The 23,596-nt window shown below is 49.2% G+C and carries 19 protein-coding genes; 13 read left to right on the plus strand and 6 right to left on the minus strand.

Annotation, left to right across the window (positions count from 1 at the left end; all coding sequences use genetic code 11):
- Positions 1 to 36: 36 nt before the first annotated feature.
- Positions 37 to 1,008, minus strand: coding sequence for a GDP-mannose 4,6-dehydratase (locus HP398_RS09065; protein ID WP_017247460.1), 972 nt, complete (start codon positions 1,006 to 1,008; stop codon positions 37 to 39).
- 125 nt (positions 1,009 to 1,133) lie between these two features.
- A complete protein-coding gene (locus HP398_RS09070) occupies positions 1,134 to 2,000 on the minus strand; it encodes a hypothetical protein (RefSeq protein ID WP_254475986.1) in 867 nt (288 codons plus the stop codon).
- A 227-nt stretch (positions 2,001 to 2,227) separates the two neighbouring features.
- Between HP398_RS09070 and HP398_RS09075 the strand changes: the two genes are divergently transcribed.
- On the plus strand, positions 2,228 to 2,935 hold the full coding sequence (locus HP398_RS09075; RefSeq protein ID WP_017247462.1) for an FkbM family methyltransferase: 708 nt from the start codon (positions 2,228 to 2,230) through the stop codon (positions 2,933 to 2,935).
- Positions 2,936 to 2,941: 6 nt separating this feature from the next.
- Here HP398_RS09075 and HP398_RS09080 read toward each other — a convergent pair whose 3' ends face one another.
- Positions 2,942 to 4,678, minus strand: a complete 1,737-nt coding sequence (locus HP398_RS09080) for a phospho-sugar mutase (RefSeq protein WP_173622425.1) — start codon at positions 4,676 to 4,678, stop codon at positions 2,942 to 2,944.
- A gap of 76 nt (positions 4,679 to 4,754) precedes the next feature.
- On the opposite strand from HP398_RS09080, the gene glf reads away from it, so the two are divergent.
- Positions 4,755 to 5,906: a UDP-galactopyranose mutase gene (glf, locus tag HP398_RS09085; protein WP_371736727.1), complete on the plus strand. Its 1,152-nt coding sequence runs from the start codon at positions 4,755 to 4,757 to the stop codon at positions 5,904 to 5,906.
- On the opposite strand, the gene HP398_RS09090 is transcribed toward glf, so the two are convergent.
- Positions 5,907 to 6,728 (minus strand): glycosyltransferase family 2 protein, encoded by an 822-nt coding sequence (locus HP398_RS09090; RefSeq protein WP_254475988.1) that lies wholly within the window; start codon positions 6,726 to 6,728, stop codon positions 5,907 to 5,909.
- Between the two features lie 202 nt (positions 6,729 to 6,930).
- On the opposite strand from HP398_RS09090, the gene gmd reads away from it, so the two are divergent.
- The 10 genes from gmd to HP398_RS09140 all read left to right on the plus strand — a co-directional run bounded on the left by gmd (position 6,931) and on the right by HP398_RS09140 (position 21,115).
- The gene (gene gmd / locus HP398_RS09095) at positions 6,931 to 7,899 is read left to right on the plus strand and encodes a GDP-mannose 4,6-dehydratase (RefSeq protein ID WP_017247466.1); all 969 of its coding nucleotides are present in this window, start codon (positions 6,931 to 6,933) and stop codon (positions 7,897 to 7,899) included.
- Between the two features lie 153 nt (positions 7,900 to 8,052).
- Positions 8,053 to 10,521: a BMQ_0737 family morphogenetic spore coat protein gene (locus tag HP398_RS31285; RefSeq protein ID WP_173622426.1), complete on the plus strand. Its 2,469-nt coding sequence runs from the start codon at positions 8,053 to 8,055 to the stop codon at positions 10,519 to 10,521.
- 358 nt (positions 10,522 to 10,879) lie between these two features.
- Complete coding sequence (locus HP398_RS09105; RefSeq protein WP_017247470.1) at positions 10,880 to 11,905, plus strand: asparaginase; 1,026 nt, start codon at positions 10,880 to 10,882, stop codon at positions 11,903 to 11,905.
- An 81-nt stretch (positions 11,906 to 11,986) separates the two neighbouring features.
- The gene (locus tag HP398_RS09110) at positions 11,987 to 13,651 is read left to right on the plus strand and encodes a peptide ABC transporter substrate-binding protein (protein ID WP_017247471.1); all 1,665 of its coding nucleotides are present in this window, start codon (positions 11,987 to 11,989) and stop codon (positions 13,649 to 13,651) included.
- Between the two features lie 75 nt (positions 13,652 to 13,726).
- On the plus strand, positions 13,727 to 15,802 hold the full coding sequence (locus HP398_RS09115; RefSeq protein ID WP_173622427.1) for a sigma-54 interaction domain-containing protein: 2,076 nt from the start codon (positions 13,727 to 13,729) through the stop codon (positions 15,800 to 15,802).
- Positions 15,799 to 17,232, plus strand: a complete 1,434-nt coding sequence (pepV, locus tag HP398_RS09120) for a dipeptidase PepV (RefSeq protein ID WP_173622428.1) — start codon at positions 15,799 to 15,801, stop codon at positions 17,230 to 17,232. The genes HP398_RS09115 and pepV overlap by 4 nt, the downstream gene beginning before the upstream one ends.
- 15 nt (positions 17,233 to 17,247) lie before the next feature.
- On the plus strand, positions 17,248 to 18,180 hold the full coding sequence (locus HP398_RS09125; RefSeq protein ID WP_017247474.1) for an ABC transporter permease: 933 nt from the start codon (positions 17,248 to 17,250) through the stop codon (positions 18,178 to 18,180).
- Positions 18,181 to 18,189: 9 nt separating this feature from the next.
- A complete protein-coding gene (locus HP398_RS09130) occupies positions 18,190 to 19,125 on the plus strand; it encodes an ABC transporter permease (protein ID WP_173622542.1) in 936 nt (311 codons plus the stop codon).
- A gap of 20 nt (positions 19,126 to 19,145) precedes the next feature.
- Complete coding sequence (locus HP398_RS09135) at positions 19,146 to 20,168, plus strand: ABC transporter ATP-binding protein (protein ID WP_026042967.1); 1,023 nt, start codon at positions 19,146 to 19,148, stop codon at positions 20,166 to 20,168.
- Positions 20,165 to 21,115 (plus strand): ABC transporter ATP-binding protein, encoded by a 951-nt coding sequence (locus tag HP398_RS09140; RefSeq protein ID WP_026042968.1) that lies wholly within the window; start codon positions 20,165 to 20,167, stop codon positions 21,113 to 21,115. Before HP398_RS09135 ends, HP398_RS09140 begins: the two co-directional genes overlap by 4 nt.
- A gap of 51 nt (positions 21,116 to 21,166) precedes the next feature.
- On the opposite strand, the gene HP398_RS09145 is transcribed toward HP398_RS09140, so the two are convergent.
- Positions 21,167 to 21,544, minus strand: a complete 378-nt coding sequence (locus tag HP398_RS09145; protein ID WP_017247476.1) for a DUF3899 domain-containing protein — start codon at positions 21,542 to 21,544, stop codon at positions 21,167 to 21,169.
- Positions 21,545 to 21,562: 18 nt separating this feature from the next.
- Entirely contained in the window at positions 21,563 to 22,432 is an 870-nt protein-coding gene (locus HP398_RS09150) for a LysR family transcriptional regulator (protein WP_173622429.1), read from the minus strand.
- 127 nt (positions 22,433 to 22,559) lie between these two features.
- On the opposite strand from HP398_RS09150, the gene HP398_RS09155 reads away from it, so the two are divergent.
- Positions 22,560 to 23,477, plus strand: coding sequence for a PhzF family phenazine biosynthesis protein (locus HP398_RS09155; protein WP_173622430.1), 918 nt, complete (start codon positions 22,560 to 22,562; stop codon positions 23,475 to 23,477).
- The last annotated feature ends 119 nt before the right edge of the window (positions 23,478 to 23,596 follow it).

Raw genomic sequence — 23,596 nt, forward strand, 5'->3', positions numbered from 1 at the left:
TCCTCCTGATTTTTTCTAAACATCCACTCGGCGTTTTCAAGAGCTGTTATGTTGGCGTAGCACAGAGCGCCAGTAATTCAATAAATCTTCCATCGTTTGCTGGAAAGAGATTTCGGGCTCCCACCCAGTCTTTTTTCGAAACAGCGAGGAATCGCCCAATACGATGTCTACATCGGAGGGTCTTAGTCGATCAGTGTCGACATGTATTTCCACCTGCACATCTGTCAGCGCCAGCAACGTCTTCAACATGTCCTCGATGGTATAGCGAGTACCAGCGGATATGTTATATACATCTCCTGGTTCGCCACGAGTAAGCGCCAACCAGTACGCCCTGACAATATCACGGACATCTGTGAAGTCTCGAATCGCACTGAGATTCCCGACGTTTACTTTTGGTTCTTGCAGGCCTAGCTCAATCTGGGCTATTTGTTTGGCAAAATTGGAGGTGACATAGCTTTCGCCTCTTCTGGGTCCTGTATGATGGAACGTACGGGTACGGATGATCGCCAGACCGTAACTGTGATGATATTGATACCCGAGATAATCCTGGGCAATTTTACTGACTGCGTATGGATTGAGGGGACGGAGGGGATTGGTCTCCTTGATAGGGATTTCCTCCGGATAGACCAAACCATATTCCTCACTGGAGCAAGCGATTTGAATCTTGCACGGAACAGCATGGTTGCGTACCGCCTCGAACAAATTTAACTGTGGGACAATATTGTTCACCATCGTATCTGCAGGAGACGACACCGAGGTGGGGACGAAGCTTTGGGCAGCTAGGTGAAAAAGGAGATCAGGCTTTATTCTCTGGATGAGTTCATTTACAGATTGGGGATCTTTTAATTCACAGTTTTCCATATGCACGCGGTCCATCAGGTGCCCCAGCTGCTCTTTTTTGGTAAGGGACCGGAATGTGCCATAAACATCCACATCCCCCCGCGACAGTAGATATTCAGCCAAGTGACTGCCGGCAAATCCCGTTACTCCGGTAATCAATGCCTTCATGAGTCGAATCCCCCCTGTCCATGATGCTCATAGCGAAGGATGAATAGCATAACATATTATGAATATGGAAAAACGTGAAAAATGGCACGGCGCACAGCTCGTTTCCAAAGGGAATTTTATTGGGATTAGGGTTCGGCTCGCACCCATTTGCAGGTCGGATAGTCGAAATACATGTAATCATCTGTATTCGGGATGTCTTGTGAGCGAAAATAGGGGATATATCCTTTTGCATGTCCTTGAAAATGCAAGGAATGAGCTGGGAGGTAGTTATTCGTCTCTGCTATTTTGCAAAAGAGCATGCCGTCCTTTTGATAGATCTGTTTCTTCATTTCCAAGCTGTTTGCTTGCGGACAGGATGGGGCAAACGGACAATTGAGATTATGATCGAAAAAGCCGTTTGCAACCAAGCCGTACGTAGCGCCACGGCGAAGCGCGTAATTGTGAAAAAGAGTAAACAATACCATATCTGAAATAGGAACATCACCGATTTCTTTTGCAAAGTGAAGCAAGTTCTCATAGTGAAGAGGATCGCGGAAAAATTTGGTGGTGTATTCGCAGAATTGATCGAGTATATCCAAGTCGCATACTGTTGTCCAGGTAAACTCGAATGTGAAATCGTGGAAATCATTTTCGTTTTGCTTGCTGATGTCGGTGTAGAGCATCACGTCAGAGTCTAGGTAGCAGCAACGATCGATACCCTGACTCCTCATAAAATCGCGTAGAATAAACCAGCGTTGGAAGCAGAACAGATTGTATTCGTAGGAGGTGGGGGAGGAGTGCTTGTAAACAAAAGAGTAAGCTTGGGCGCTTTTGAAATACTTACTCAACAGGTAGTGCTCTATATTTTCGGTACTAAGTTGCTTGGTTTCTGGCTTTCCAATAAGAATGACACGAGAGGAAGGATTGCTGTATTTCGCCTGTTGCACGCATAATCCTACATGCTCTTCAGCCGTTCTGTGAATAAACACGATGGGCAAACTCAAGATACACATCTCCTCTGTCTTACAAAATGTCTGATAGGCTCCTATTGGTAAACTTTCTCCTAATATATGTCCCGAGGAGGGCCTTGAAACGGCAGGCGCCTCTTACGTGGAACATTTTGTATGAGAGACGTGCAAATAGCCTGTTTTGCAGCCTGTTCATTGAATGACCAATCGTATCCGCAAAAAGATAAATAAGATACGTAAAGAGGGATGTTGTGAATGGAGGCATGGCAAGAATGGATGTGTTAAACCAATATGAAAAACGAGTGTATTCCCAAAATGGAGAAGACGGCATCATTGAAGAAATATTTTCGCGAATCGGAGCTACGAATCGCTATTGTGTAGAATTCGGAGTTGGAGATGGCTCGGAATGCATGATAAAAAAACTCGTCACGCAGCATGGATGGAGCGGATTGGCGATGGAAGGCGATCTGAACAGTTGCAATAAAATGTCTGCTGATTATGCTGCCTATCCCCAGGTCATCATCAAGAATGAGTTGATCACGAAAGAAAATATTTCTCGGTTATTCGAAGAAAATGGTGTTCCAAAGGAATTTGATCTGCTCTCCATCGACATTGACGGCAATGATTACTGGGTATGGCAAGCTCTTTCTATTTACACACCGCGGCTTGTTGTTATTGAGTACAATGCAGCTTTTCCACCCCCACAAAAAATGGTGATTGCCTATCAGCCTGATTTTAAATGGGGTGGCACTACCTACTATGGTGCCAGCTTGAGTTCCTTGGCCATTTTGGGAACCAGGTTGGGGTATGCCTTGGTGGGGACAGATTCAAAGGGCGTCAACGCTTTTTTTGTAAGACGGGACTTGCTTCTCCAATCAGGTTTTCCTGAACGAACACCAGAACAAGCTTATCATCCTCCTCGGTACGGAACAGTCGCGGGCGGACATCCTCATCAATCCGGTCCGTACTTGGAAATCTAGTCGTTACTAGAATTCGAGCATCTGCAAGACAGCTTGTTTCAAGGTGAAAAGCCTTTCTTGGCTATCCTGCTTACTCGTTCCTTTCACCCCTAAATAAATTTTGATTTTGGGCTCCGTACCTGAGGGTCTGACACAAAACCACGAATGATCGTGGAAAAAGTATTTGATCGTATCTGAGGCAGGCAAGGTGAGCGGTGTGGATGTACGTGTTTGGCAATCTGTGCGGATTCCGCTGGCATAATCTTCGATGGCTATGACGGGGTGGGAGGCGATTTGGGAAGGTGGCTGACTGCGCAGGGAAGACATCGTTGCCGATATTTTTTGCATGCCATCTCCTCCTTTGCATGTGAAAGAAATCAGCTCTTCCGCATAATAACCGTAACGGATGAATAAGTCATTCAGTGTATGATCGAGGCTTCTGTGCTGTGATTTGTAATACGCGCACATGTCAGCAAGCAACAAAGCAGTTTGTACGGCATCCTTATCCCGGACAAAATCGCCGATTAAGTATCCGTAGCTTTCTTCGTAACCAAATTGGAAGACGTACGCGCCACTATTTTCGTAGGCTTCGATTTTTTCGCCAATATATTTGAAGCCTGTCAAAGTATCTTCTGTCGATACACCGAAGTCTGTCGCAATGGCTCTGCCCATTTCAGAGGTGACGATTGTTTTCAATACAATGCCGTTAGAGGGGAGCTCCCCCTTTTTTTGTTTGGTTTCCAGCAGGTAATGAAGAAGCAAGGCTCCCAGCTGATTCCCTGTCAGGACGCTGTAGTCTTCTGCCTGGTTTTTGACGAGCACACCGAGGCGATCTCCATCAGGGTCCGTCCCCATGATCACGTCGGCATCCACCTGATTGGCGTATGAAATCGCTAATCGAAAGGATTCAGGCTCTTCGGGATTAGGCGAGGTTACAGTCGAAAAGTTAGGATCGGGGACAGCTTGCTCTTTAACGACACTCACTTGTTTATACCCGAACAATTTCAATCCACGTGTGATCGAGTCATGCGTCGTTCCGTGCAGGGGAGTAAAGACGATCTTCACTTGCTCCCGGATCGCAGGAGATAAGTCTGGGTGGACGCGCAATTGCTTTACTTTTTCCAAATACGCATGCAAGAGAGAATCGTCAATGTAGTGGAGAAGTCCATTTTTGTACAGCTCTTGTTCATCGGCTGGGGTGATTTCGAGTTCATTTCCGGCTGCAACGATATGTTCCATCAGTCGTTCGGCTGTCGCGAGCGTAATTTGCCCCCCGTCTGCGCCATAAATTTTGTAGCCGTTATATTCGGGAGGATTGTGGCTTGCTGTAATGACAATGCCAGCACACGCGCAAAAGTGGCGGACAGCAAAGGAAAGCAGAGGGGTAGGAGTCAGTTGATTGAATATACATGTAGTAATCCCATACTGACCGAGAACTTTGGCGGTTTCTGTGGCAAACAATTGTGAGTGTTTCCGTGAGTCATAGGCAATGACGACTTTTTTGACGGACAGATCCGGGTATGTTTCGAGCAAATAAAGAGCTAGCCCTGCACTCGCTTTGCGAATCGTGTATAAGTTGATGCGGTTTATTCCGGGCTCCATGACCCCGCGCATGCCTCCGGTTCCAAATGCAATCGGGGCAGAGAAGCAATCCGCAAGCTGCTTTTTATCAGTGTGCATGGCGGTTAACTGCTGACGAAGCTCTGGATCGAGGGATTCACACTCGTTCCAGCGTGTATAGTGTGCGTGCCAGTTTGCATTCATGTAGAGTTCACTCCCGTGTGTAGAGTACGACATCATTTACTAGGGTATTAACGAAATGGTGAGGGAGTGAGTGGATGTGATTAAGACTGGAGGATGTGAGTCTAACATGAAGGTGGATTGGCTGATAGTCGGAGCTGGATTTACGGGTGCTACACTCGCAGAGCGGATTGCCAACGGGCTTGATCAAAAAGTGTTGGTTGTAGAGGGGCGCAATCATATCGGAGGAAATGCCTATGATTGCTATGATGAGCAGGGGATACTGATTCACAAATACGGTTCGCACACCTTTCATACGAATTCCAAGCTGGTCTGGGACTATTTGTCGCGTTTTACGCAGTGGCGGCCGTACTTCCATGAGGTGCGTGCCTATGTCGATGGCATAAAAATACCATTGCCTTTCAATCTGAATGCATTGTCTGCTTTGTTTTCCCCGCAATATGCGCAGAAACTGGAGAGCTTACTGATCCGTCAATATGGATTCGGGGCGAAGATTCCGATTCTGAAGCTACGGGATAGTGCTCATGAAGAGCTAGGTTTTTTGGCTGATTACATTTATCAAAAAGTATTTCATCGGTATACGATTAAACAATGGGATTTGAAGCCGGAGGAGCTGGATCAGTCTGTTTCCGCAAGGGTTCCTGTGTATGTCAGCAGGGACAATCGGTATTTTCAGGACACGTATCAAGGAATTCCGTTGCATGGCTTTACGACAATGTTTCAACGCATGCTCGACCATCCGAATATAAAGGTGCTTCTCAATACGGACTATCAAGAAATTGCGGATGAAATCAGGTATAAACGTATGATTTACACAGGCCCGATCGATTCCTATTTTGGCTATAAGCATGGACAGTTGCCTTATCGAAGCCTGCGCTTTCATTTTGAGACGCATCAAAAGGAGTGGTACCAAGAAGTGGGGACTGTCAATTACCCCAATGAGTATGATTTCACCAGAATCCTCGAACAAAAGCACCTCACAGGTCAAGTCGTTCCTCACACAACCATATCCTTCGTCTATCCACAGCCGTATTCACCTGGCGAAAACGAGCCTTATTATCCAATTCCTCGCAAGGAAAACAGCCAACGGTACAGCCTCTATAAACAAGAGGCGGAGCAAATACGCGATCAGGTGCTTTTTGCCGGGAGACTCGCGGACTATCAATACTACAACATGGATCAAGCAGTGGCGCGGGCATTGACCTTGTTTAAGCAGATTGTCACAGAATAGTTAAGAAGGCTTTTCTTTCGGAATGAGCTCGTTCACATAGATCCATCCCTCGGGTGTGTAAACAAAGGCAGGCTCGTACTCGTCGCCCCACAGTTTCAAGATTTTTGTAAGGATGTACTTTCTTGCTTTTGTCCATTGCGGCCAGTTTTTTGTGTGAGAATTGTTGCTCTCGTGAATCAAATAATGATAGAGGTTCGTATCGACCCAGTGAATATCACCTGTTCCTATCAATTTTAATAACATGTACTTGTCATGAGAAAACCTTCCCTGCATCGGATCATCACATTCAAATCCACCGACATCACGAACCGCCTGTGTCCGATAAAAACGAGGCCAAACCATCGGAGCTTCCAAGTAATCATACTTATCTTCATAGATCGGAGGCCGCATGATTTCGGACAGTTCTCGCGTGTCACCCACTTCCTTCCAAAAAACGGTGTTGGAGAACACGACGTTCGTGGTTTCGGGCTGGCGTTCCATTTCATCCAACAAAATTTCCAAGGTCTTTTCGTCGAACCAGTCATCCGAATCAAGTGAGACAAAGTAGGGCGTGTCAATCCGTTCAAGAGCAGCCGCCATTGTTTTGCCGATCCCTGAATTTTCAGGGAGTAGCACGTAGTGAATGCGGGGATCATCGAGGTACTTTTCTACGATTGTCGGTGTGTGGTCAGTAGAGGCATCGTCTACAATGAGGAGCTTCCATTCCTTGTGCGTTTGGTTCAACACACTTTCGATGGCTGTCGGAAGATACTTTTCCCGATTATAGGTTGGAATCACGACAGTAATGAGCGACATGGCGGTCGAACCCCCTCTTTTGATCATTTTAAAATATCTGTCACCTGCCTACCTCCTTATTGATCATTGACAACGGTTTGCTTTCATTAGTTTATTACGGACTTTTATTCTTGACCCTCACCCTGACAACTGAACGTATGAACATGGTCCGGCATAAGCTTAAGAGATGCTCAAGGGTACTTACCGGAATGATATTACGGCACAGCCTGAAGAAGGGGAGTAGTAGCGGATGAAAACAGCTTTCCTTACAGGAATCACAGGTCAGGACGGCGCTTACCTGGCAAAATTTTTGCTTGAGAAGGGGTACCATGTGGTAGGACTGGTACCACGCCGTAGCACGGTGGACAGGTGGCGGCTGGAGTATTTGAACATCGCAGATCACGTAGAGTACAAGGATGGCGATCTATTGGATGTGTCGTCGTTGACGCGTGCACTGAAGGCATGTAAACCAGCGGAAGTGTATCATTTAGGAGCGCAGAGCTTTGTCGGTTCGTCGTGGGAGCAGCCTATTTTGACCGCGCAAGTAACTGGAATGGGTGTCCTGCATGTACTGGAGGCGATTCGGGAAACGGACCCCGCAATCAAAATGTATCAGGCTTCATCAAGTGAGCTGTACGGATTAATCCAGGAGCCACAGCAATCGGAGCAAACGCCTTTTTACCCAAGAAGCCCATATGCAGTCTCCAAGCTGTTTGGCTACTGGATGACCAAAAACTATCGGGAAAGCTTTCAGATGTTTAGCACAAACGGCATTTTATTCAATCATGAATCACCTTTGCGGGGGCTGGAATTTGTAACGAGGAAAGTGACACATGCTGTAGCGAGAATTGCCGCGAACAAGCAAAAGGAACTGCGTATGGGGAATATTCAGGCGAAGCGGGATTGGGGCTTTGCCGGAGATTTCGTGGAAGCGATGTGGCTGATGCTCCAGCAGGATAAACCGGATGACTATGTCATTGCGACAGGCAAAACTTCGACGGTGGAAGAGATGTGCAAAATCGCCTTCGATTATGTTGGGTTGAACTACCTGGATTACGTCGTGATCGACCCGGAATTGTATCGGCCAGCAGAAGTGGACATTTTGTTGGGCAATCCGGAAAAAGCGAAAAGAGAGCTCGATTGGACACCGAAAACAAAGCTGGAAGAGTTGATTCACATGATGGTCGAAGCGGATATGCAGCGGGTGGCAAAAGCATAGGGCATCAAAAGGTCTATGACCAAGTGACGAGGCGTCCTGCCTATGGGACGTCTTTTTCTATTCTCTCGCCTATGTCGCATCTACAGTCAACACATATATATAGGAATGGGCAATGATGTGTGTATAACCATGCTTGGAAAGGAATGGTGGGCAATGCCTACACAGAACGTTGGTTTTACTGGCGCCATTCAAACCTTTGTCGTCCCTCCAACGGTTACCTCGTTGACGATCCGGGCGGTAGGTGCCCGAGGCGGTGACGGACTCACAACTGGAGGGCGGGGGGCGTATATTCAGGGCGACTTTCCTGTGACACCAGGTGAGGTATTGTCTATCCTCGTAGGCGGAGCAGGAGGTGGCGATGACTTAACGGCAGGTGGTGGAGGCGGCGGATCATTTGTTTGGCGCACGACGAGTCCCGTTACTGCCGCTAACATTCTGATTGCAGCAGGTGGTGGAGGTGGCGGTACCCAAGGCTCCACAGGCCGCAATGCGAATGAGTCCAGTATATCAGGTCAAGCTGGTAATGAGGCATTAGGTGGCGCAGGGGGAGTGAATGGCCTCGGAGGTGGAGGGGGCAGCGGATTACTAGGGGGTGGAGGTGCTGGAGGAGCTGGTATCGTTGGAAACGGTGCCAACGGCTCCACGGGTGCTGTTGGAGGAACGGCTATTAATGCTGGGGGTGCCGGGGGAGGTACTGGGGGTTTTGGCGGCGGCGGAGCAGGGAGCGCAGGTGGCGGCGGCGGTGGAGGATACAGCGGCGGTGGGGGTGGAGGTGGTACAAACCTTGTAGAATCATTCGGAGGAGGTGGAGGCGGAGGTTCCTTTAATGCCGGACTCAATCAGAAAAACGTTTCCGGTGTGGGAACAGGCGATGGTATCGTAGTCATCACGTTTGCGGCTGTTACACTCAATTTTACGGGCGAGCTTCAGACTTTCGTCGTCCCTCCTTGTGTTACTTCTATGACGATACAGGCAGTAGGGGCGAGAGGCGGAGGTTCACTTGATTTTGGCAGAGGAGCGTTCATCCAGGGGGATTTTTCCGTCACGCCGGGTGAAGTATTGACCGTTTTGGTTGGTGGAATGGGAAATAGTCAGAGTGGCGGTGGCGGTACATTTGTATGGCGGACTATAAACCCGGTGACAGCCGCCAATCTGCTCGTAGCAGCGGGTGGCGGAGGCGGGGAAGCCAATTTACTGCCTGGAAGGGATGCAGCTTTAACCACAAGCGGAACGGCAGGAGCGCCTGGCGGAGCTGGAGGGATCAATGGGTTAGGTGGTGGTGCGGGAGCGCCAGACGATGGAGGAGGCGGTGGAGCAGGCATTGTTGGAAATGGTTCTTCCTCCCCAGGTGGAGGCGGAGGTGGAACCGCGATCAATGCCGGTGGCGCGGGTGGAGCTCCTGATGGTGGAGGCGGAACTGGCGGTTTTGGAGGAGGCGGCGGAGGCGGAGCTAGTGGCGGTGGAGGTGGTGGAGGCTTTAGTGGTGGCGGAGGCGGAAACGGATTAGATCCCTTGTTTCCTCTAGTCGCTGGGCTCGGTGGCGGAGGTGGCTCATTCAACGGGGGGAGCAATCAGCTTAACTTGACGAGGATTGGGCTTGGCAATGGTCAGGTCATCATCAGTTTTCCTTTCGTCGAACCCCCGACCATCACATGTCCCCCTGATATCAGCACCGGTACGGATCCAGGTGTGGATTTCGGCATGGTAACGTACACGGTAACAGCGACAAGTCCTAGCTGCGGTATCGTCTCGATTTCCTGCAGTCCGTCCGGCGTCGTTCACAATTTCCCGTCTTTACCTGTAGCGGAAGTGGTTGAGACCATGGCGTTTCCGCAGGGAATGACAGTGGTGACGTGCACGGCAACGGATGCGGCTGGAAATACGAGCTCCTGTTCGTTTACTGTTACAGTTACGAACGTATTTCCAACTGCCGCGCCTCCGATCCCGAACAATTTGGAGGCTAGATGCATCATGGTTCAAGAGGTATACGACTGGGTAGTCTCTACGAATCGGGAACGGAGCAAGGTATCCATCCCAGATGAATTCCTTCCGTTGGTTGATGAAGCCATACAATCTGGTCAGGACATCTCTATTCAATGCATAGAGCCTGTCGTCCCTCCGCCATTTCCGCTCTTTCAACGCTCACACACGGAATGTGTCTCCGATTTTTCTTGCAGGATCGTCAACGTTCGAAGAGTGCAGATGACAATCAATCAAACGACTTTTCTGGCAGGTATGGTACAGTTTGTTTTTCAGGCAACTGTCCTACTCCGCGTCTTTGCGAACGGAGTCTTTTTGTTCGAATTCCCGGTTGTCGTTTCGTTCGACGATGAAGTGATTCTATGCTTGCCTGAGCCTTTGGACGAAAACAATATAACCTGCCGGATCACAGGTATTGAGTGCACGCCGAATGCACACTTTCTACTTGGCGGAAGGGTCGAATTGGAAGTGATCATCTGCAAGGAGATTCAGGTACATGCGGAAGTCAAAATGGAGGTGCTGGGGAAATTTTGTTCCCCGCGTCCAAATAACATCCCTGCTCCTACTCCTACGCCCTTTTTTCGTTGCCCTTCTTTCGTATTTCCTCGGCAATGCCAATCGATTTTCCCGAGTCAGGATTAGGGGGGACAAAGTAGGATCACAACACGAGCCAAGGGGGCGTTTCATAGGGAACGTCTCTTTTTTTCGTAGCGTGCAAAGCTTTCTGCTAAACGCGGTGGCTCATAGGCTTATGGCAGTGTTCTGATCGTACTCCGTTTTGAAATAAAAACGGAAATGTCACCCTGTTACTTTTTAAGGTGAACCTATTCCTGATAACGAGTTAGCCTGTTCTTTTTCCATTCTAGGGAAAGGGTTGCTCTTTTTCTCTAGAAAATAGCTAAACTCCACCTGTTGCGTATTTGTTTCAATTATTGGCACACTATTTGCTTAGTTAGAAAAGTACAAACATTCAAACTTCCGTACACAAAGGAGACTTGCTATGAACGTCGTTGCCAACGTATACCGGGGAGAACAGGTAGAGAGCTCACATCTCGGACATATCGCAGTCGTTGATTCGCAGGGGACATTGCTCTATTCGTACGGTGATCCCCATCGCCTTACATATGCACGCTCCAGTATGAAGCCGTTGCAGACGATTCCAGTAATCGAGACGGGGACGGCAGATCGGTATGGTTTTGAGCCGGCTGATCTTTCGCTCTGTTGTGCTTCTCATAGTGGAGAGCCACGCCATCGCGCACGTGCGCTCTCTATGCTTACGCGAGCAGGTCAGCCAGAAGCGACATTGCAATGCGGGACACATGTGCCACGTCATGAGGAGAGCTACAAACAGCTGATTCGAGAGGGCAAGCCGCTTACACCTGTATTCTCGAATTGCTCCGGTAAGCACTCCGGCATGATTGCCACCGCGACACATATGGGGGAGGACGTGACTACCTATCATTTGCCTACGCATCCAGTGCAACAGCGGATTCTTGATGTAGTCGAAGACATAACAGGCTACCCCAAAGACAAAATCAACCTCGGGACAGATGGATGTGGGGTTCCCGTCCATCAATTGCCGCTCGCCCATTACGCGTGGGCATTCGCCAAGCTGGCAAGACCAGAGGTGATCGAAAATACCGAGCGACGAAAAGCCGTTCAGCGAATTACGGATGCCATGACCGCTCATCCGGAAATGGTCGGAGGCGAGAATCGATATTGCACAGACCTCATGACAGCCTTTGGTGGTCGTATCGTAGGGAAGGCAGGCGCCGAGTCCGTGTACTGCCTGGGCGATAGAGAAACAGGATGGGGCATTGCCATCAAAATTGAGGATGGAGGACCACGGGCGATCAATCCGGTCGTCAATGAAGTGCTTCGTCAACTGGGAATCGGCATGGACGGTCCTTTGGAAACGCTCGCGGAATATACAAACCCGCCCATTACAAACATGAGTGGTAACGTTGTTGGACGGATCGAGACATCCTTTATTCTCACCAAGACAGATTTTTCTTTACGTGTATAAATGGCATTCCCAGCAGTGCCGTTTATTCATAAAGCAACAAAGGCTAATTGTTGTTTAAAAAAGAAAAGGGGGTCACATGCAATGAACATGCGAAAAGGATGGAAGCTGCTTAGTACCGCTGCACTTGTCACTGTTCTTGCCATTACCGGTTGTAGTCAGTCTGCAACGCCACCAGCAGGGGGAGGTACAGCAGGTCAAGCGTCCACAGATACAGGTGGACAAGCCAATGTCGCTGGAAAACTCAAGCTCAATCTGAAGACGGAACCACCTTCGCTCGATCCACCAAAAGGCTTTGACAGTACTTCAAACGAAGTGTTGAATGCCACAATGGAAGGCTTGGTTCGACTGGACAAGGATCACAAGCCGCAAGCAGCCATGGCCGAGAAATGGGCAGTGAGTGAGGATGGGAAAACGTATACCTTTACACTGCGCGATAGCAAATGGTCGAATGGTGAACCAGTGACAGCGCAGGATTTCGAGTTTGCGTTTAAACGCATTGTCGATCCGAACAATGCATTCCCGTCTGCTTTCCTCGCCTATTACATCGATGGAGCAGAGGCGTTCAACAAAGGAACAGGAAATGCAGACGGCGTACAGGTAAAAGCCGTAGACGAGAAGACGTTTGAGGTGAAGCTGAAGGCGCCAACAGGTTACTTCCTCCATATTCTGACGCAGCCGACCTTCTTCCCGGTGAATAAAAAAGTCGTGGAGAGCAATCCAAAATGGGCGGAAGGCGCTGCAAGCATCGTGACGAATGGACCGTTTAAAATGGAAGATTGGGTTCATGACCAATCAGTGAAGCTGGTGAAAAACGACGGCTACTGGGACCGTGATTCGATCAAATATGCGGGAATCGAGTTTGTCATGGTCAACGATGAAAATACGCAATTCCAAATGTACAAAACAGGTCAGCTCGACATGATCCAGACCGTTCCCAATGATATGAAGAAACAGTTGATCGATTCTGGGGAAGCAAAGGTAGAAACGGAAGCATCCATCTACTACTACCGCATGAACACCACAATGCCTCCATTCACTAACGCCAACATTCGGAAAGCATTTGCGCTGGCCATCGATCGCAAGACCTTGATCGACAATGTCGTGCAAGGGAAACAGACACCTGCCATGGCTCACGTACCATTAGGCTTCCCAGAGCCAGACGGAGCGGATTTCCGCACAAAGGGCGGGGATTTCTTCAAGGATAACGATGTAGAGCAAGCAAAAGCACTGCTGAAAAAAGGGATGGAGGAAGAAGGGTGGACGACCCTCCCGCCTGTCACCATGACGTATAACACCAGTGATGCGCACAAGGCCATCGCGCAAGTTTTGCAGGAAATGTACAAGAAAAATCTCGGGGTAGATGTGAAGCTGGAAAACAAAGAGTGGAAAGTATTCCTGGCTGAACAGCGTGCCCGCAGTCTTCAATTCTCCCGCTCGACGATCCCTGCTGACTACGGAGACCCGGTCAATTACCTGGAGCTGTTCGTGACTGACCATCCTGGAAACCGTGTCAACTACAGCAACAAAGAGTATGACGCACTGGTAGAGAAGATTCGCAACACTGCCGACGAAACAGAGCGCTTCAAGCTCATGCATGACGCGGAGAAAATTTTCATGGATGATATGCCACTCGTACCTATCTATTTCGGGACAAAAGTATTTATGGAGCAGCCAAACATAAAAGGCATCGTTCGCCATCCAGTTGGTACGATTGACTACAAATGGGTAGAAATCGGCAATAAGTAATAAGTAAAATAAGCGAAGACAAGAGCGAATATTCGAAACGTTCTTGTCTTCACTTTACATCTTGGAGCGGCTGATATGGACAAAAAATCGATCATATTTATTGCAAGAATGGATGAGTTTCTACAGTCCGTCGTTAGTCAGTATCATGAATTGGGGATCGGCGATGATATCCATGTCGAGGCGATGCGAGTCGACCAGCTTCCGTTACGCCCGATCACGCCTGGTGCCCTCGTCATTGTATCCACCAAAAGCATTGTCCCACTTGTACAAACGTATGTGCCAAAAGAATCCAGCATCATCATTGCCAAGCGAATGCTGCCATACCATAATTTGCGCGGCATGCTGGAAATTCCGAAAGGCGTGAAAGTGCTTCTCGTCAGTGACACCAAAGAGACTGCTGAAGAAAATGTGGAATTGCTGCGTGCCTCTGGGATGGATTTTGAACTGTATCCCTACTATCCAGGTGCTGACTATCCACCTGACATCGAGATTGCTGTAACGCCAGGAGAGGCAGAGCATGTCCCCCCGCATATTCGCAAAGTTGTCGATATCGGGTATCGGATTATCGATTTATCTACGTGGCTTGCCATCTACTCTCATTTTAAAAACGGCAATTTTCAAAAGGTGACCGCACGCGCCATGCAATCGTTGGTCGATATCACCAAAGAGCTGAACAACGAAATTCAGCATGCGCATCTGTTGAGTAAATATTTGGAGGCCATCGTCAATCGGATCGAGGACGCGGTGATTGCCATGGATGAAAAAGAAAACATTCGTTTTGTCAATCAAAAAGCAATCGATACGTTGCAGTTGGAAGGGAATGAAGTCGTCGGTGAGCGGGCGTCCAATTGCTTGCCTGCGAATTTTTATCAGTTGATCCGGCAGTGTGAAGAGAACAAAGATGTTTTGGTAGATTGGGCGAACAAAACCTACTTTTTCCGCAAAATGCACATCGTCATGGAAGGAAGCTTTCTCGGGAGTCTGCTTTTGTTTCGTCAGGCTGCAGAAATTGAAAAGCTGGAGCACGATTATCGCATGCGCCTTTACAGCAAAGGATTGGTAGCCAAGTACCAATTTGATGATTTCTATGGGGAGAGCGTGCCTGTACAAAAAGTGATTCAGATTGCCCGCAAAATCGCAAGAAGCAACTCCACCGTGCTGTTGTTGGGAGAGACAGGGACAGGGAAGGAATTGCTCGCCCAGGCTATCCACAACGCTTCGCCACGCAGAAGAGAGCCGTTTGTCGGGGTCAACTTCGCTGCCATATCGGAATCTCTTTTGGAAAGCGAGCTGTTCGGCTATGAAGAAGGGGCTTTTACCGGAGCGCGCAAAGGTGGACATATCGGCTGGTTTGAATTGGCCCACAAAGGGACCATTTTTCTTGATGAGATCGGAGATGCCAGCACGGCTATTCAAAACCGACTGCTGCGTGTATTGCAAGAACGCCAGATTATGCGCGTAGGCGGCAGCAAGATCATCCCGACAGATATTCGCGTCATCGCAGCAACGAATCAAGATTTGCAGCGGATGATTGCGGAAGGAGCCTTCCGTGCTGATTTGTATTATCGTCTGAATATCTTGCCGATTCATTTGCCACCGCTGCGAAACAGACGGGAGGATATCCCGTGGTTGGCCCATCAATTTATGAAGAAATATTCCTATGATTTGCGCCGCCCACCGTTTACGTTGACCAATGAAGCCATGCGGGCGCTCCATGAGTACGATTGGCCTGGAAATATTCGCGAGCTCGAAAATGTGATTGAGTATTTAGCACACGTCGTCGAGGATGAAGCGTATCCGTATCATTTGCCGTTTCTGCGGGAAATACCGGAAGCGCCGTTGCCTGTAGATGGTCTAAACAAGGAATGTGAAATCATCGTCACTGAATATAAAAAACGAGGATTTCTGGATGAAATCACGGCTATTTTGCAGGAGCTGGGGCAAGGCAGCGGTGGACGCTATACGCTACTTGCACAGTTACAAGAAAGAGGCCACTCGGTTACCTTGCAACAGCTGCGCTATCGCCTGAAGCTTTTGCAGCAAGATGAGCTGATTCAAGTGGGAAAAGGAAGACAAGGGAGTCAGATTTCCTCAAAAGGTGAATCGTTTCTTGCCTATCTACATCAGATGAAAGCAGGGGAACGCATATGAGCGATTACTGGCGGCAGCAAGCGCTTCTGCAAAGAGAGCAGTACCTGGATGATTTGAAATCCTTTCTTTCCATTAACAGCATCGAAGATATGACGACGGCAAAAGAAGGAAAGCCATTTGGCGAAGGTGTTGCCGCGGCGCTTGAAACAATGCTCGCTCGCGGTGAGCTGGATGGCTTCCAGATCAAAAACCTGGATGGTTTCGCAGGGACAATCGAGTTCGGCGAGGGGGAAGAAGAGATCGGTGTGCTCGTTCATATCGATGTGGTCACTGTGGGAGAAGGTTGGACGACCCCGCCTTTTGAACCGAGCATTCGCGACGGTCGCATCTATGCGCGTGGAGCGATTGATGACAAAGGCCCAGCGATGGCTGCGTACTACGCGTTGAAGCTGGTCAAGGATTCAGGTTTGCCACTGACAAAACGTGTGCGAATGATCATCGGAACAGATGAAGAGAGCGGCTGGCTGTGCATGAAGCATTTTGCCGAGTATGATCGCATCCCGCCGATTGGCTTTTCACCAGATTCCTCCTTCCCGATGACACATGCCGAGAAGGGACAGATCAACCCGACATTGACGATTCCAGTGATCGAACCAATCGAACGAAATGGAGCATGGCAGTTAGCGTCATTTGTCTCCGGTGATCAAGGCAACAGTGTTCCCGAAAAAGCAATCGCTCTTGTACGACTGGACTCTCAGGCACGGCAGGAGGTCGTCCTTTCTCGATTGGCGGAAGAATGGGAAATGTTTCTGAATGAAAACCACACAACTGGTCGTATGGAACTGGTAGGGCTGGGACAATTGCAATTCACGCTCGCAGGAAAGCCGGCTCATGGGATGGCGCCATTCCAGGGCGTGAATGCGGGAACCTTGTTGGCTACTTTTTTGCGCTCGTACCCGTTTGGTGGCTCCTGCTTGTCCTTTCTTACGATGTTGTCTGACGTCCTGCATGAAGATTATTTTGCTCACCATCTACATATGGCTTGCGAGGATGAAGTGTCAGGAAAGCTGACGGTCAACGCGGGAATTTTGCGTTACGATTCCAGCGAAGGGGGGACCGTTCGGCTCAATATCCGTTATCCAGCGACTGTTTCCTGTGAGGAATACGTTGAGAAATTGAAGCAAAGGACGGCAGAGCTGGATTGGACGATTGCCGATTTGCGAACATCCAAGTCGCATTATGTACCAAAAGATCATCCTGTGATCCAAACCTTGTCGCGGGTGTACGAGGAGCACACGGGAGAGCCAGCGACCCTTCTTTCCTCAGGAGGAGCAACTTATGCCAAAATCATGCCGTATGGTGTTGCTTTCGGCCCGCTCTTTCCAGGCAAGGAATCCATGGCCCATCTGACTGATGAATATGCCGAGATTGACGACCTGCTGCGTGCCATGGCGATTTACGCGCAGGCCATTTACGAGCTGGCTAAGTAAACGAGGAGGACTTCCATGTCAAACTATCTGGTAAAACGTATTTTGATGATGTTCGTCACCCTGTGGATTATCGTGACGATGACGTTTGCCTTGATGCATGCCATTCCGGGGAACCCGTTTGCCTCCGAGTCGGATCAGCTGCCAGAGCAAATTCTCAATAATTTACGTGCCAAATACAACTTGGACGAGCCGTTGCCTGTTCAATACGTTTTATATCTGAAAAATCTGTTAATGCTCGACCTGGGCCCATCCATCAAATCAGACTCTCGTGGAGTCAATGACATGATTTCCGATGGCTTTGGTGCATCTGCGTGGTTGGGTGCGCAAGCGATCGGGATTGCACTCCTTTTCGGAATTTCGTTGGGCATCATCGCAGCGCTCAATCGCAACAAATGGCTGGACTACGTTGCCATGGCGCTTGCTGTGTTGGGGGTAGCGATCCCGAGTTTCATTATGGCACCGCTTCTGATCAATTTTTTCGCGATCAAGCTGCCGCTCTTTCCCGTTGCGACATGGGGGACCTGGCTGCATACAATACTGCCTTCACTGGCGCTCGCCTTTGGTCCAGTTGCGGTCATTACCCGCTACATGCGTGCCAGCATGATTGAAGTCATGAACCAGAACTACATTCGAACAGCAGAAGCAAAGGGTATTCCCATGTTTATCATCGTCGTCAGACATGGAATTCGCAATGCGATTCTGCCTGTTGTCACCTTTCTCGGACCTTTGATTGCCAGTTTGATAACGGGGACCTTTGTCGTGGAGAAAATCTTTGCGATTCCCGGCATTGGCAAGTATTTCGTAGACGGTATTTTCAACCGTGACTATCCGGTCATTTTGGGTACGACTATTTTTTACAGTGCGATTCTGATTTTTACCATTTTCCTGATTGATATCGCATACACCCTGATTGATCCCCGGATCAAGCTGACCAACAAGGAGAGATAAACTGTGGCGATGGAGCACAAAGTGGACCCGTTATTTCGCCCGTTGGCGAAAAATACGCAGGCGAATGTCATTGCACGACCCAGTCTCAGCAATGGGCAGCAGGTTATTCGGAAGCTGCTGAAAAACAAGCTGGCTATGCTTGGCCTGTTCATTATTCTCGCTTTGGTTGGCATCGCGATTATTGGACCGAATCTCGTGCCGTATAGTTATTCCGACCAGAGCTTGCTGACCAAAAATCAGGAAATCTCCGCGGAGCATTGGTTCGGTACGGATGAGCTAGGACGTGACATGTTTGCCCGTACGTGGTACGGGGCGAGGATTTCTTTGACGATTGGCATTGTCGCAGCATTGATCGACCTGGTCATCGGAGTGACAGTCGGGGGAATTGCAGGTTATATGGCAGGGCGAGGCAAACGAGGGGATCGCATCGATACGATCACTATGCGTATTATCGAGATTTTGTATGGGTTGCCGTATTTACTGGTCGTCATTTTGCTCATGGTCGTGATGGAGCCGGGAATGCTGACGATTATTATTGCTCTGTCTGCTACTGGTTGGGTCGGCATGGCGCGGTTGGTGCGCGGACAAATCCTGCAATTGAAAAATCAAGAGTTCATTCTGGCTGCCCAAGTACTGGGAGCGAAGTTTTCACGAATTTTGCTAAAGCATCTGATTCCCAACACATTTGGCGTCATTATCGTCAATTTGACCTTTACGATTCCATCGGCGATTTTTGCGGAATCTTTTCTCAGCTTTCTTGGACTCGGTGTACAAGCTCCCGTCGCCAGTTGGGGGACGATGACAAACGATGGCTTGGGCGTTATTTTAACGGGTGATTGGTGGCGACTTTTTTTCCCGGCATTGATGATCTCGCTGACGATGTTCGCCTTCAACGTATTCGGTGACGGTTTGCAGGATGCACTTGATCCACGTCTACGCGATTAGAGACGACAGGGGGAATGAGGATGAATCAGCATTTGCTGACAATCGATAACTTGCGGGTGAATTTCAAGACATATGGTGGTGAGGTTCAAGCTGTGCGGGGAGTGTCCTTTTACGTGGACAAAGGGGAGACGGTTGCCATCGTAGGCGAGAGTGGATGTGGCAAGAGCGTTACGGCTCAAGCGATCATGGGATTAATTCCGAATCCACCTGGAAAAATCGTCGGGGGAAAGGTTGTATTTGAAGGAGCCCAAATCAGTCACCTGCCCAAAAAAGAGCTGCTGGGTATTCGCGGAACGCAGATCGGCATGGTGTTTCAAGACCCGATGACAGCGCTCAATCCGACGATGAAGGTAGGGACACAAATCGTAGAGGGGTTCGTTCGCAGCCACCAAGTATCGCGAGAGGAAGCGCGAAAGCGAGCGATAGAGATGCTTTCACTCGTAGGAATTCCCGATCCGGAAAAGCGAATCGATCAGTACCCGCACCAATTCAGCGGAGGGATGCGTCAGCGTGTGGTCATTGCGATTGCTCTTGCTTGCCAACCAAAGCTGGTGATTGCTGATGAGCCGACGACAGCACTGGATGTGACGATTCAGGCGCAAATTTTGGATTTGCTCAAGCGACTGCAAGAGGAACAGGAGTTGTCGGTTGTGATTATTACCCATGATTTGGGAGTCGTAGCCGAGATCGCTCATCGCATGGTTGTCATGTATGCAGGAATGGTGGTAGAGACTGGGACGGTTGAGGACGTTTTTGCAAATCCTCGTCACCCGTATACATGGGGACTGATGCGCTCTCTCCCTCGTTTGGATGAAGGTGAAAAGCAACGGCTGATTCCCATCGAAGGCAGCCCTCCAGATTTGTTCAATCCGCCCGTCGGCTGTCCGTTTGCTGCCCGCTGTGATTTTGCGATGGAGATATGCGAACAGCAGATGCCCGTGACGAGCGAATTCGGGCGTGGACATCAGGCAGTTTGCTGGCTCCACGATCCACGGGCACCGCGAATAGAGGAGCTGGTGGCAGCAGGGAGGCAGGGAATATGACAGAAGCTTTGCTTGATGTTCGCGATTTGAAGAAGTATTTTTCGCTTGGAACGGGATTTGATTTGAAAGCAGTCGATGGTGTTTCGTTTACGATCAACAAAGGGGAGACGTTCGGTCTGGTCGGCGAAAGTGGCTGCGGGAAGTCTACGCTAGGCCGGACCATTATTCGCCTATATGATCATACAGATGGGGAAGTGCTGTTCAAAGGGAAGAATGTTCATCAGCTTCGCGGAAAAGAAGCGGGGCAGTTCAATCGGGATGCCCAGATGATTTTTCAGGACCCGCAAGCCAGTCTGAACCCGCGTATGACCGTGGAGGATATCATTGCAGAGGGCTTGGACATTCATCATTTGAGTCGCGGGATGAGACGAGAGCGTGTGGCGGAACTGCTCCATCTAGTGGGTTTGCATAAGGATCATGCGCAGCGCTTTCCGCATGAATTCAGTGGGGGACAGCGCCAACGGATCGGAATCGCGCGGGCGTTGGCAGTGGAACCGGAATTTATCATTGCTGATGAGCCGATCTCCGCACTCGACGTCTCGATTCAAGCGCAAGTCGTCAATTTATTAGAGGATTTGCAGCATGATCGCGGATTGACCTATTTGTTCATCGCACATGACCTGTCCATGGTCAAACATATTTCCAACCGGATTGGCGTCATGTATTTGGGAAAAATGGTTGAGCTTGCATCGAGCTATGAGCTGTACACTCGTCCGTTGCACCCCTATACGCAGGCGTTGCTTTCTTCTGTGCCAGTGCCTGACCCGACGGTGAAGCGGGAGCGTATCGTTTTGCAGGGAGATTTGCCGAGTCCAGCCAACAAGCCGAGTGGTTGTGGTTTTCGTACGCGCTGCCCACTCGTACAACCTCGCTGTGCGGAAGAAGTGCCGAAGTGGCAGGAGGCGCAGCCCGGGCATTGGCTGGCTTGTCATTTGATAGAGTCGTAAGAGAGGAAGAAGGGCTGTTCCCGATCGGTGGGACAGCCCTTTCTCGTGAGATTATAAATAGTAGAAACAGGTAAGAATGATCGAGAAGACAATCAGTCCAGTGCCCGACGTGAGAAAAAACGAGGTTCCGACTCGCACGAATGACTCTTTCTTTTCCTCGAAAGCAGGGTCGTTTGCCTGAACGATGTCACTGTCCATCATGCGCGGCTTGCGAAAGAACATCCCTTTCAGCTGTTTGAATCCCCGTAGAAATATAGTGAAAAATCCAGAGCGTGTAACGACGGCAATACTCCCAACGATCAATAGGAAAAGACCGATTAAAAAGCTCTGGTTAATCAATGGAACCAACGTACCTGCTTGAATGGTAATTCCTAAAATCACACTGCTGATCACGGAGAGAGCGAGTAGTAGAATGAGCCATTTTGTCAACGAAGAAGCACGTCCTTTTTATAGTGTGGGTACAATGCGCTCTGCTTCCCGCAAAAAAGCTCGAACGGCAGGTGGGGCTTCACGAAGCGAGCGTACAGCCAAGCCGATTTGCCGAGAGAGAGGCGGTGTGATTTCTATGACAGCGACATCGGGTAGTTGCGCTGGTAGAGTCAGTGACGGAACGACTGTCACCCCAACACCGCTTTCTACCATTGCGAGTATCGTTGTATTATCCGCGATTTCATAGGAAACATTTGGCGTAAGTCCAGTCTTGGCAAACTCCGCGCCTATCAACAAGTGACAACCAGCCATGGGCATGAGAAACGATTCGCGGGCTAATTGCTCCAAGGTAAGAGAGGGCTCTTTTGCCAGAGGATGATGGGCTGGCACGACAGCATGCAGGGCGTCTGTCGTCAGTAGAATTCCCTCTAGCTCGTCATCGGGCCACACATGAAACCCGACATCGACAACCCCAGAGCGAACCCATTCTTTTATTTCTTGATAGCTTCCTTCATATAACTTTGTTTGCATATGCGGATAGTGACTCTGCATTGCTTTTAGCAATTTTGGCAGGAGCTGAGCGGTTACGCTGGGAAAAGAAGCAATCCGGAGCGTCGCCTCCAAATGCTCGCTTGATTCGGCAGCTATCTGTTTAATCAACGAGACGTTTTCCAATATGGTCCGAGCAGAGGCGACGATTTTTTCGCCAGCTGCGGTCAGCTTAACACCGCCACGATTTCGGATGAACAAGGAAATACCAAGCTCTTTCTCCAGTGCGCCGATGGTATGACTCACTCCTGACTGGCTCAATCCGATTTGTTCTCCAGCTCGCGTGAAATTACCAGCGTTCGTGACAGCCACAAGGACTTCCATTTGAAACAAAGTCATGGAGCTCCTCCTTTCATGAAGTTTTTATCATGGTTGGTATGCGAAAGCTTCATTTTACAGCGCGGTTGCATCACTTTAAGATGAAAAGTAAGAGAAGCATTCGTTTAACAAAAGGAGAGAAATAACCATGAATCATGTGAGCGTATACCATGTGGACGCCTTTACGAGAGAGCCATCTGCAGGCAATCCCGCAGGCGTCATCCCGGAAGCAGGTACTTTGACTTTACAACAAATGCAGAAAATTGCCAATGAGTTGAATCTTCCTGAGTCTGCCTTTTTGATGCCGTCCGACCATCCAGAAGCAGATTTCCGTATTCGCTACTTTTCTCCTTCGGTTGAAATCGATTTCTGCGGTCATGCGACAGTGGGTTCTGCTTGGCTATTGGCAACAGAGCGCGGATGGTTGGAAAAGGGTAGCCGTATTGTGTTTGAGACCAACGTCGGGTTGATACCTGTTCAATTGGTGATGGAAGATGGTCAGTTACAGCGAGTGGAAATGACCCAAATCAAGCCTTCTGTGAAGGAGATTGATTTCGACAGAGAAGAGGTAGCGAGGCTGGTAGGCATAACACCCGCTGATCTGGACGATCGCTATCCAATGAAGCTCGCTTCCACTGGCAATATGCATCTACTCGTTCCAGTCCGCACCAGACAGGCGATTGATGCAGCGCGGCCACTGCTCTCTTCGCTCGCAGAAATGAACAGGGAACACAGCATCACAACAACCCATTTGTTTACGTGGGATGCTCCTGAAGGCTATGACTTGTATACGAGGGATTTTGCGCCTGCGATCGGAATTGCGGAAGATCCCGTAACAGGTGCTGCAAACGGGGCACTGGCTGGCTATCTGGCATTGGAAGAAAGACTGCCTGCTGGAAAAGTGACACAGCTTGTCGTAGGGCAAGGACATGCGATTGGTCGACCAGGAAAGCTGTATGTAACGGTTGATCGATCTGGAGAGGAGCCTGTTATTCGAGTAGCAGGTGAGGCGCATTTGACGATTGCGGGGCAGATATGTGGGTTAACACAATCCAGACAGAAATAGAGATTATGATGTATGCAAAAAAGAGTTAAACCTCAAGCGAGTAGTAAAATACTTGTTTGGGGTTTCTTTTTCTCACCAAAATCTTTTCTACCAACAAACATATTTGAAACATAAAACAA

It is taken from the genome of Brevibacillus sp. HB1.4B (assembly GCF_013284285.1).
GTDB classification, from domain to species: domain Bacteria; phylum Bacillota; class Bacilli; order Brevibacillales; family Brevibacillaceae; genus Brevibacillus; species Brevibacillus porteri.

Bases quoted from the DNA above. Each gene is read 5' to 3' on its own strand.
- HP398_RS09065 (WP_017247460.1), bottom strand. From the start codon at position 1,008: ATGAAGGCATTGATTACCGGAGTAACGGGATTTGCCGGCAGTCACTTG.
- HP398_RS09070 (WP_254475986.1), bottom strand. From the start codon at position 2,000: ATGTGTATCTTGAGTTTGCCCATCGTGTTTATTCACAGAACGGCTGAA.
- HP398_RS09075 (WP_017247462.1), top strand. From the start codon at position 2,228: ATGGATGTGTTAAACCAATATGAAAAACGAGTGTATTCCCAAAATGGA.
- HP398_RS09080 (WP_173622425.1), bottom strand. From the start codon at position 4,678: ATGAATGCAAACTGGCACGCACACTATACACGCTGGAACGAGTGTGAA.
- HP398_RS09090 (WP_254475988.1), bottom strand. From the start codon at position 6,728: ATGATCAAAAGAGGGGGTTCGACCGCCATGTCGCTCATTACTGTCGTG.
- gmd (WP_017247466.1), top strand. From the start codon at position 6,931: ATGAAAACAGCTTTCCTTACAGGAATCACAGGTCAGGACGGCGCTTAC.
- HP398_RS31285 (WP_173622426.1), top strand. From the start codon at position 8,053: ATGCCTACACAGAACGTTGGTTTTACTGGCGCCATTCAAACCTTTGTC.
- HP398_RS09105 (WP_017247470.1), top strand. From the start codon at position 10,880: ATGAACGTCGTTGCCAACGTATACCGGGGAGAACAGGTAGAGAGCTCA.
- HP398_RS09110 (WP_017247471.1), top strand. From the start codon at position 11,987: ATGAACATGCGAAAAGGATGGAAGCTGCTTAGTACCGCTGCACTTGTC.
- HP398_RS09115 (WP_173622427.1), top strand. From the start codon at position 13,727: ATGGACAAAAAATCGATCATATTTATTGCAAGAATGGATGAGTTTCTA.
- pepV (WP_173622428.1), top strand. From the start codon at position 15,799: ATGAGCGATTACTGGCGGCAGCAAGCGCTTCTGCAAAGAGAGCAGTAC.
- HP398_RS09125 (WP_017247474.1), top strand. From the start codon at position 17,248: ATGTCAAACTATCTGGTAAAACGTATTTTGATGATGTTCGTCACCCTG.
- HP398_RS09130 (WP_173622542.1), top strand. From the start codon at position 18,190: ATGGAGCACAAAGTGGACCCGTTATTTCGCCCGTTGGCGAAAAATACG.
- HP398_RS09135 (WP_026042967.1), top strand. From the start codon at position 19,146: ATGAATCAGCATTTGCTGACAATCGATAACTTGCGGGTGAATTTCAAG.
- HP398_RS09140 (WP_026042968.1), top strand. From the start codon at position 20,165: ATGACAGAAGCTTTGCTTGATGTTCGCGATTTGAAGAAGTATTTTTCG.
- HP398_RS09150 (WP_173622429.1), bottom strand. From the start codon at position 22,432: ATGACTTTGTTTCAAATGGAAGTCCTTGTGGCTGTCACGAACGCTGGT.
- HP398_RS09155 (WP_173622430.1), top strand. From the start codon at position 22,560: ATGAATCATGTGAGCGTATACCATGTGGACGCCTTTACGAGAGAGCCA.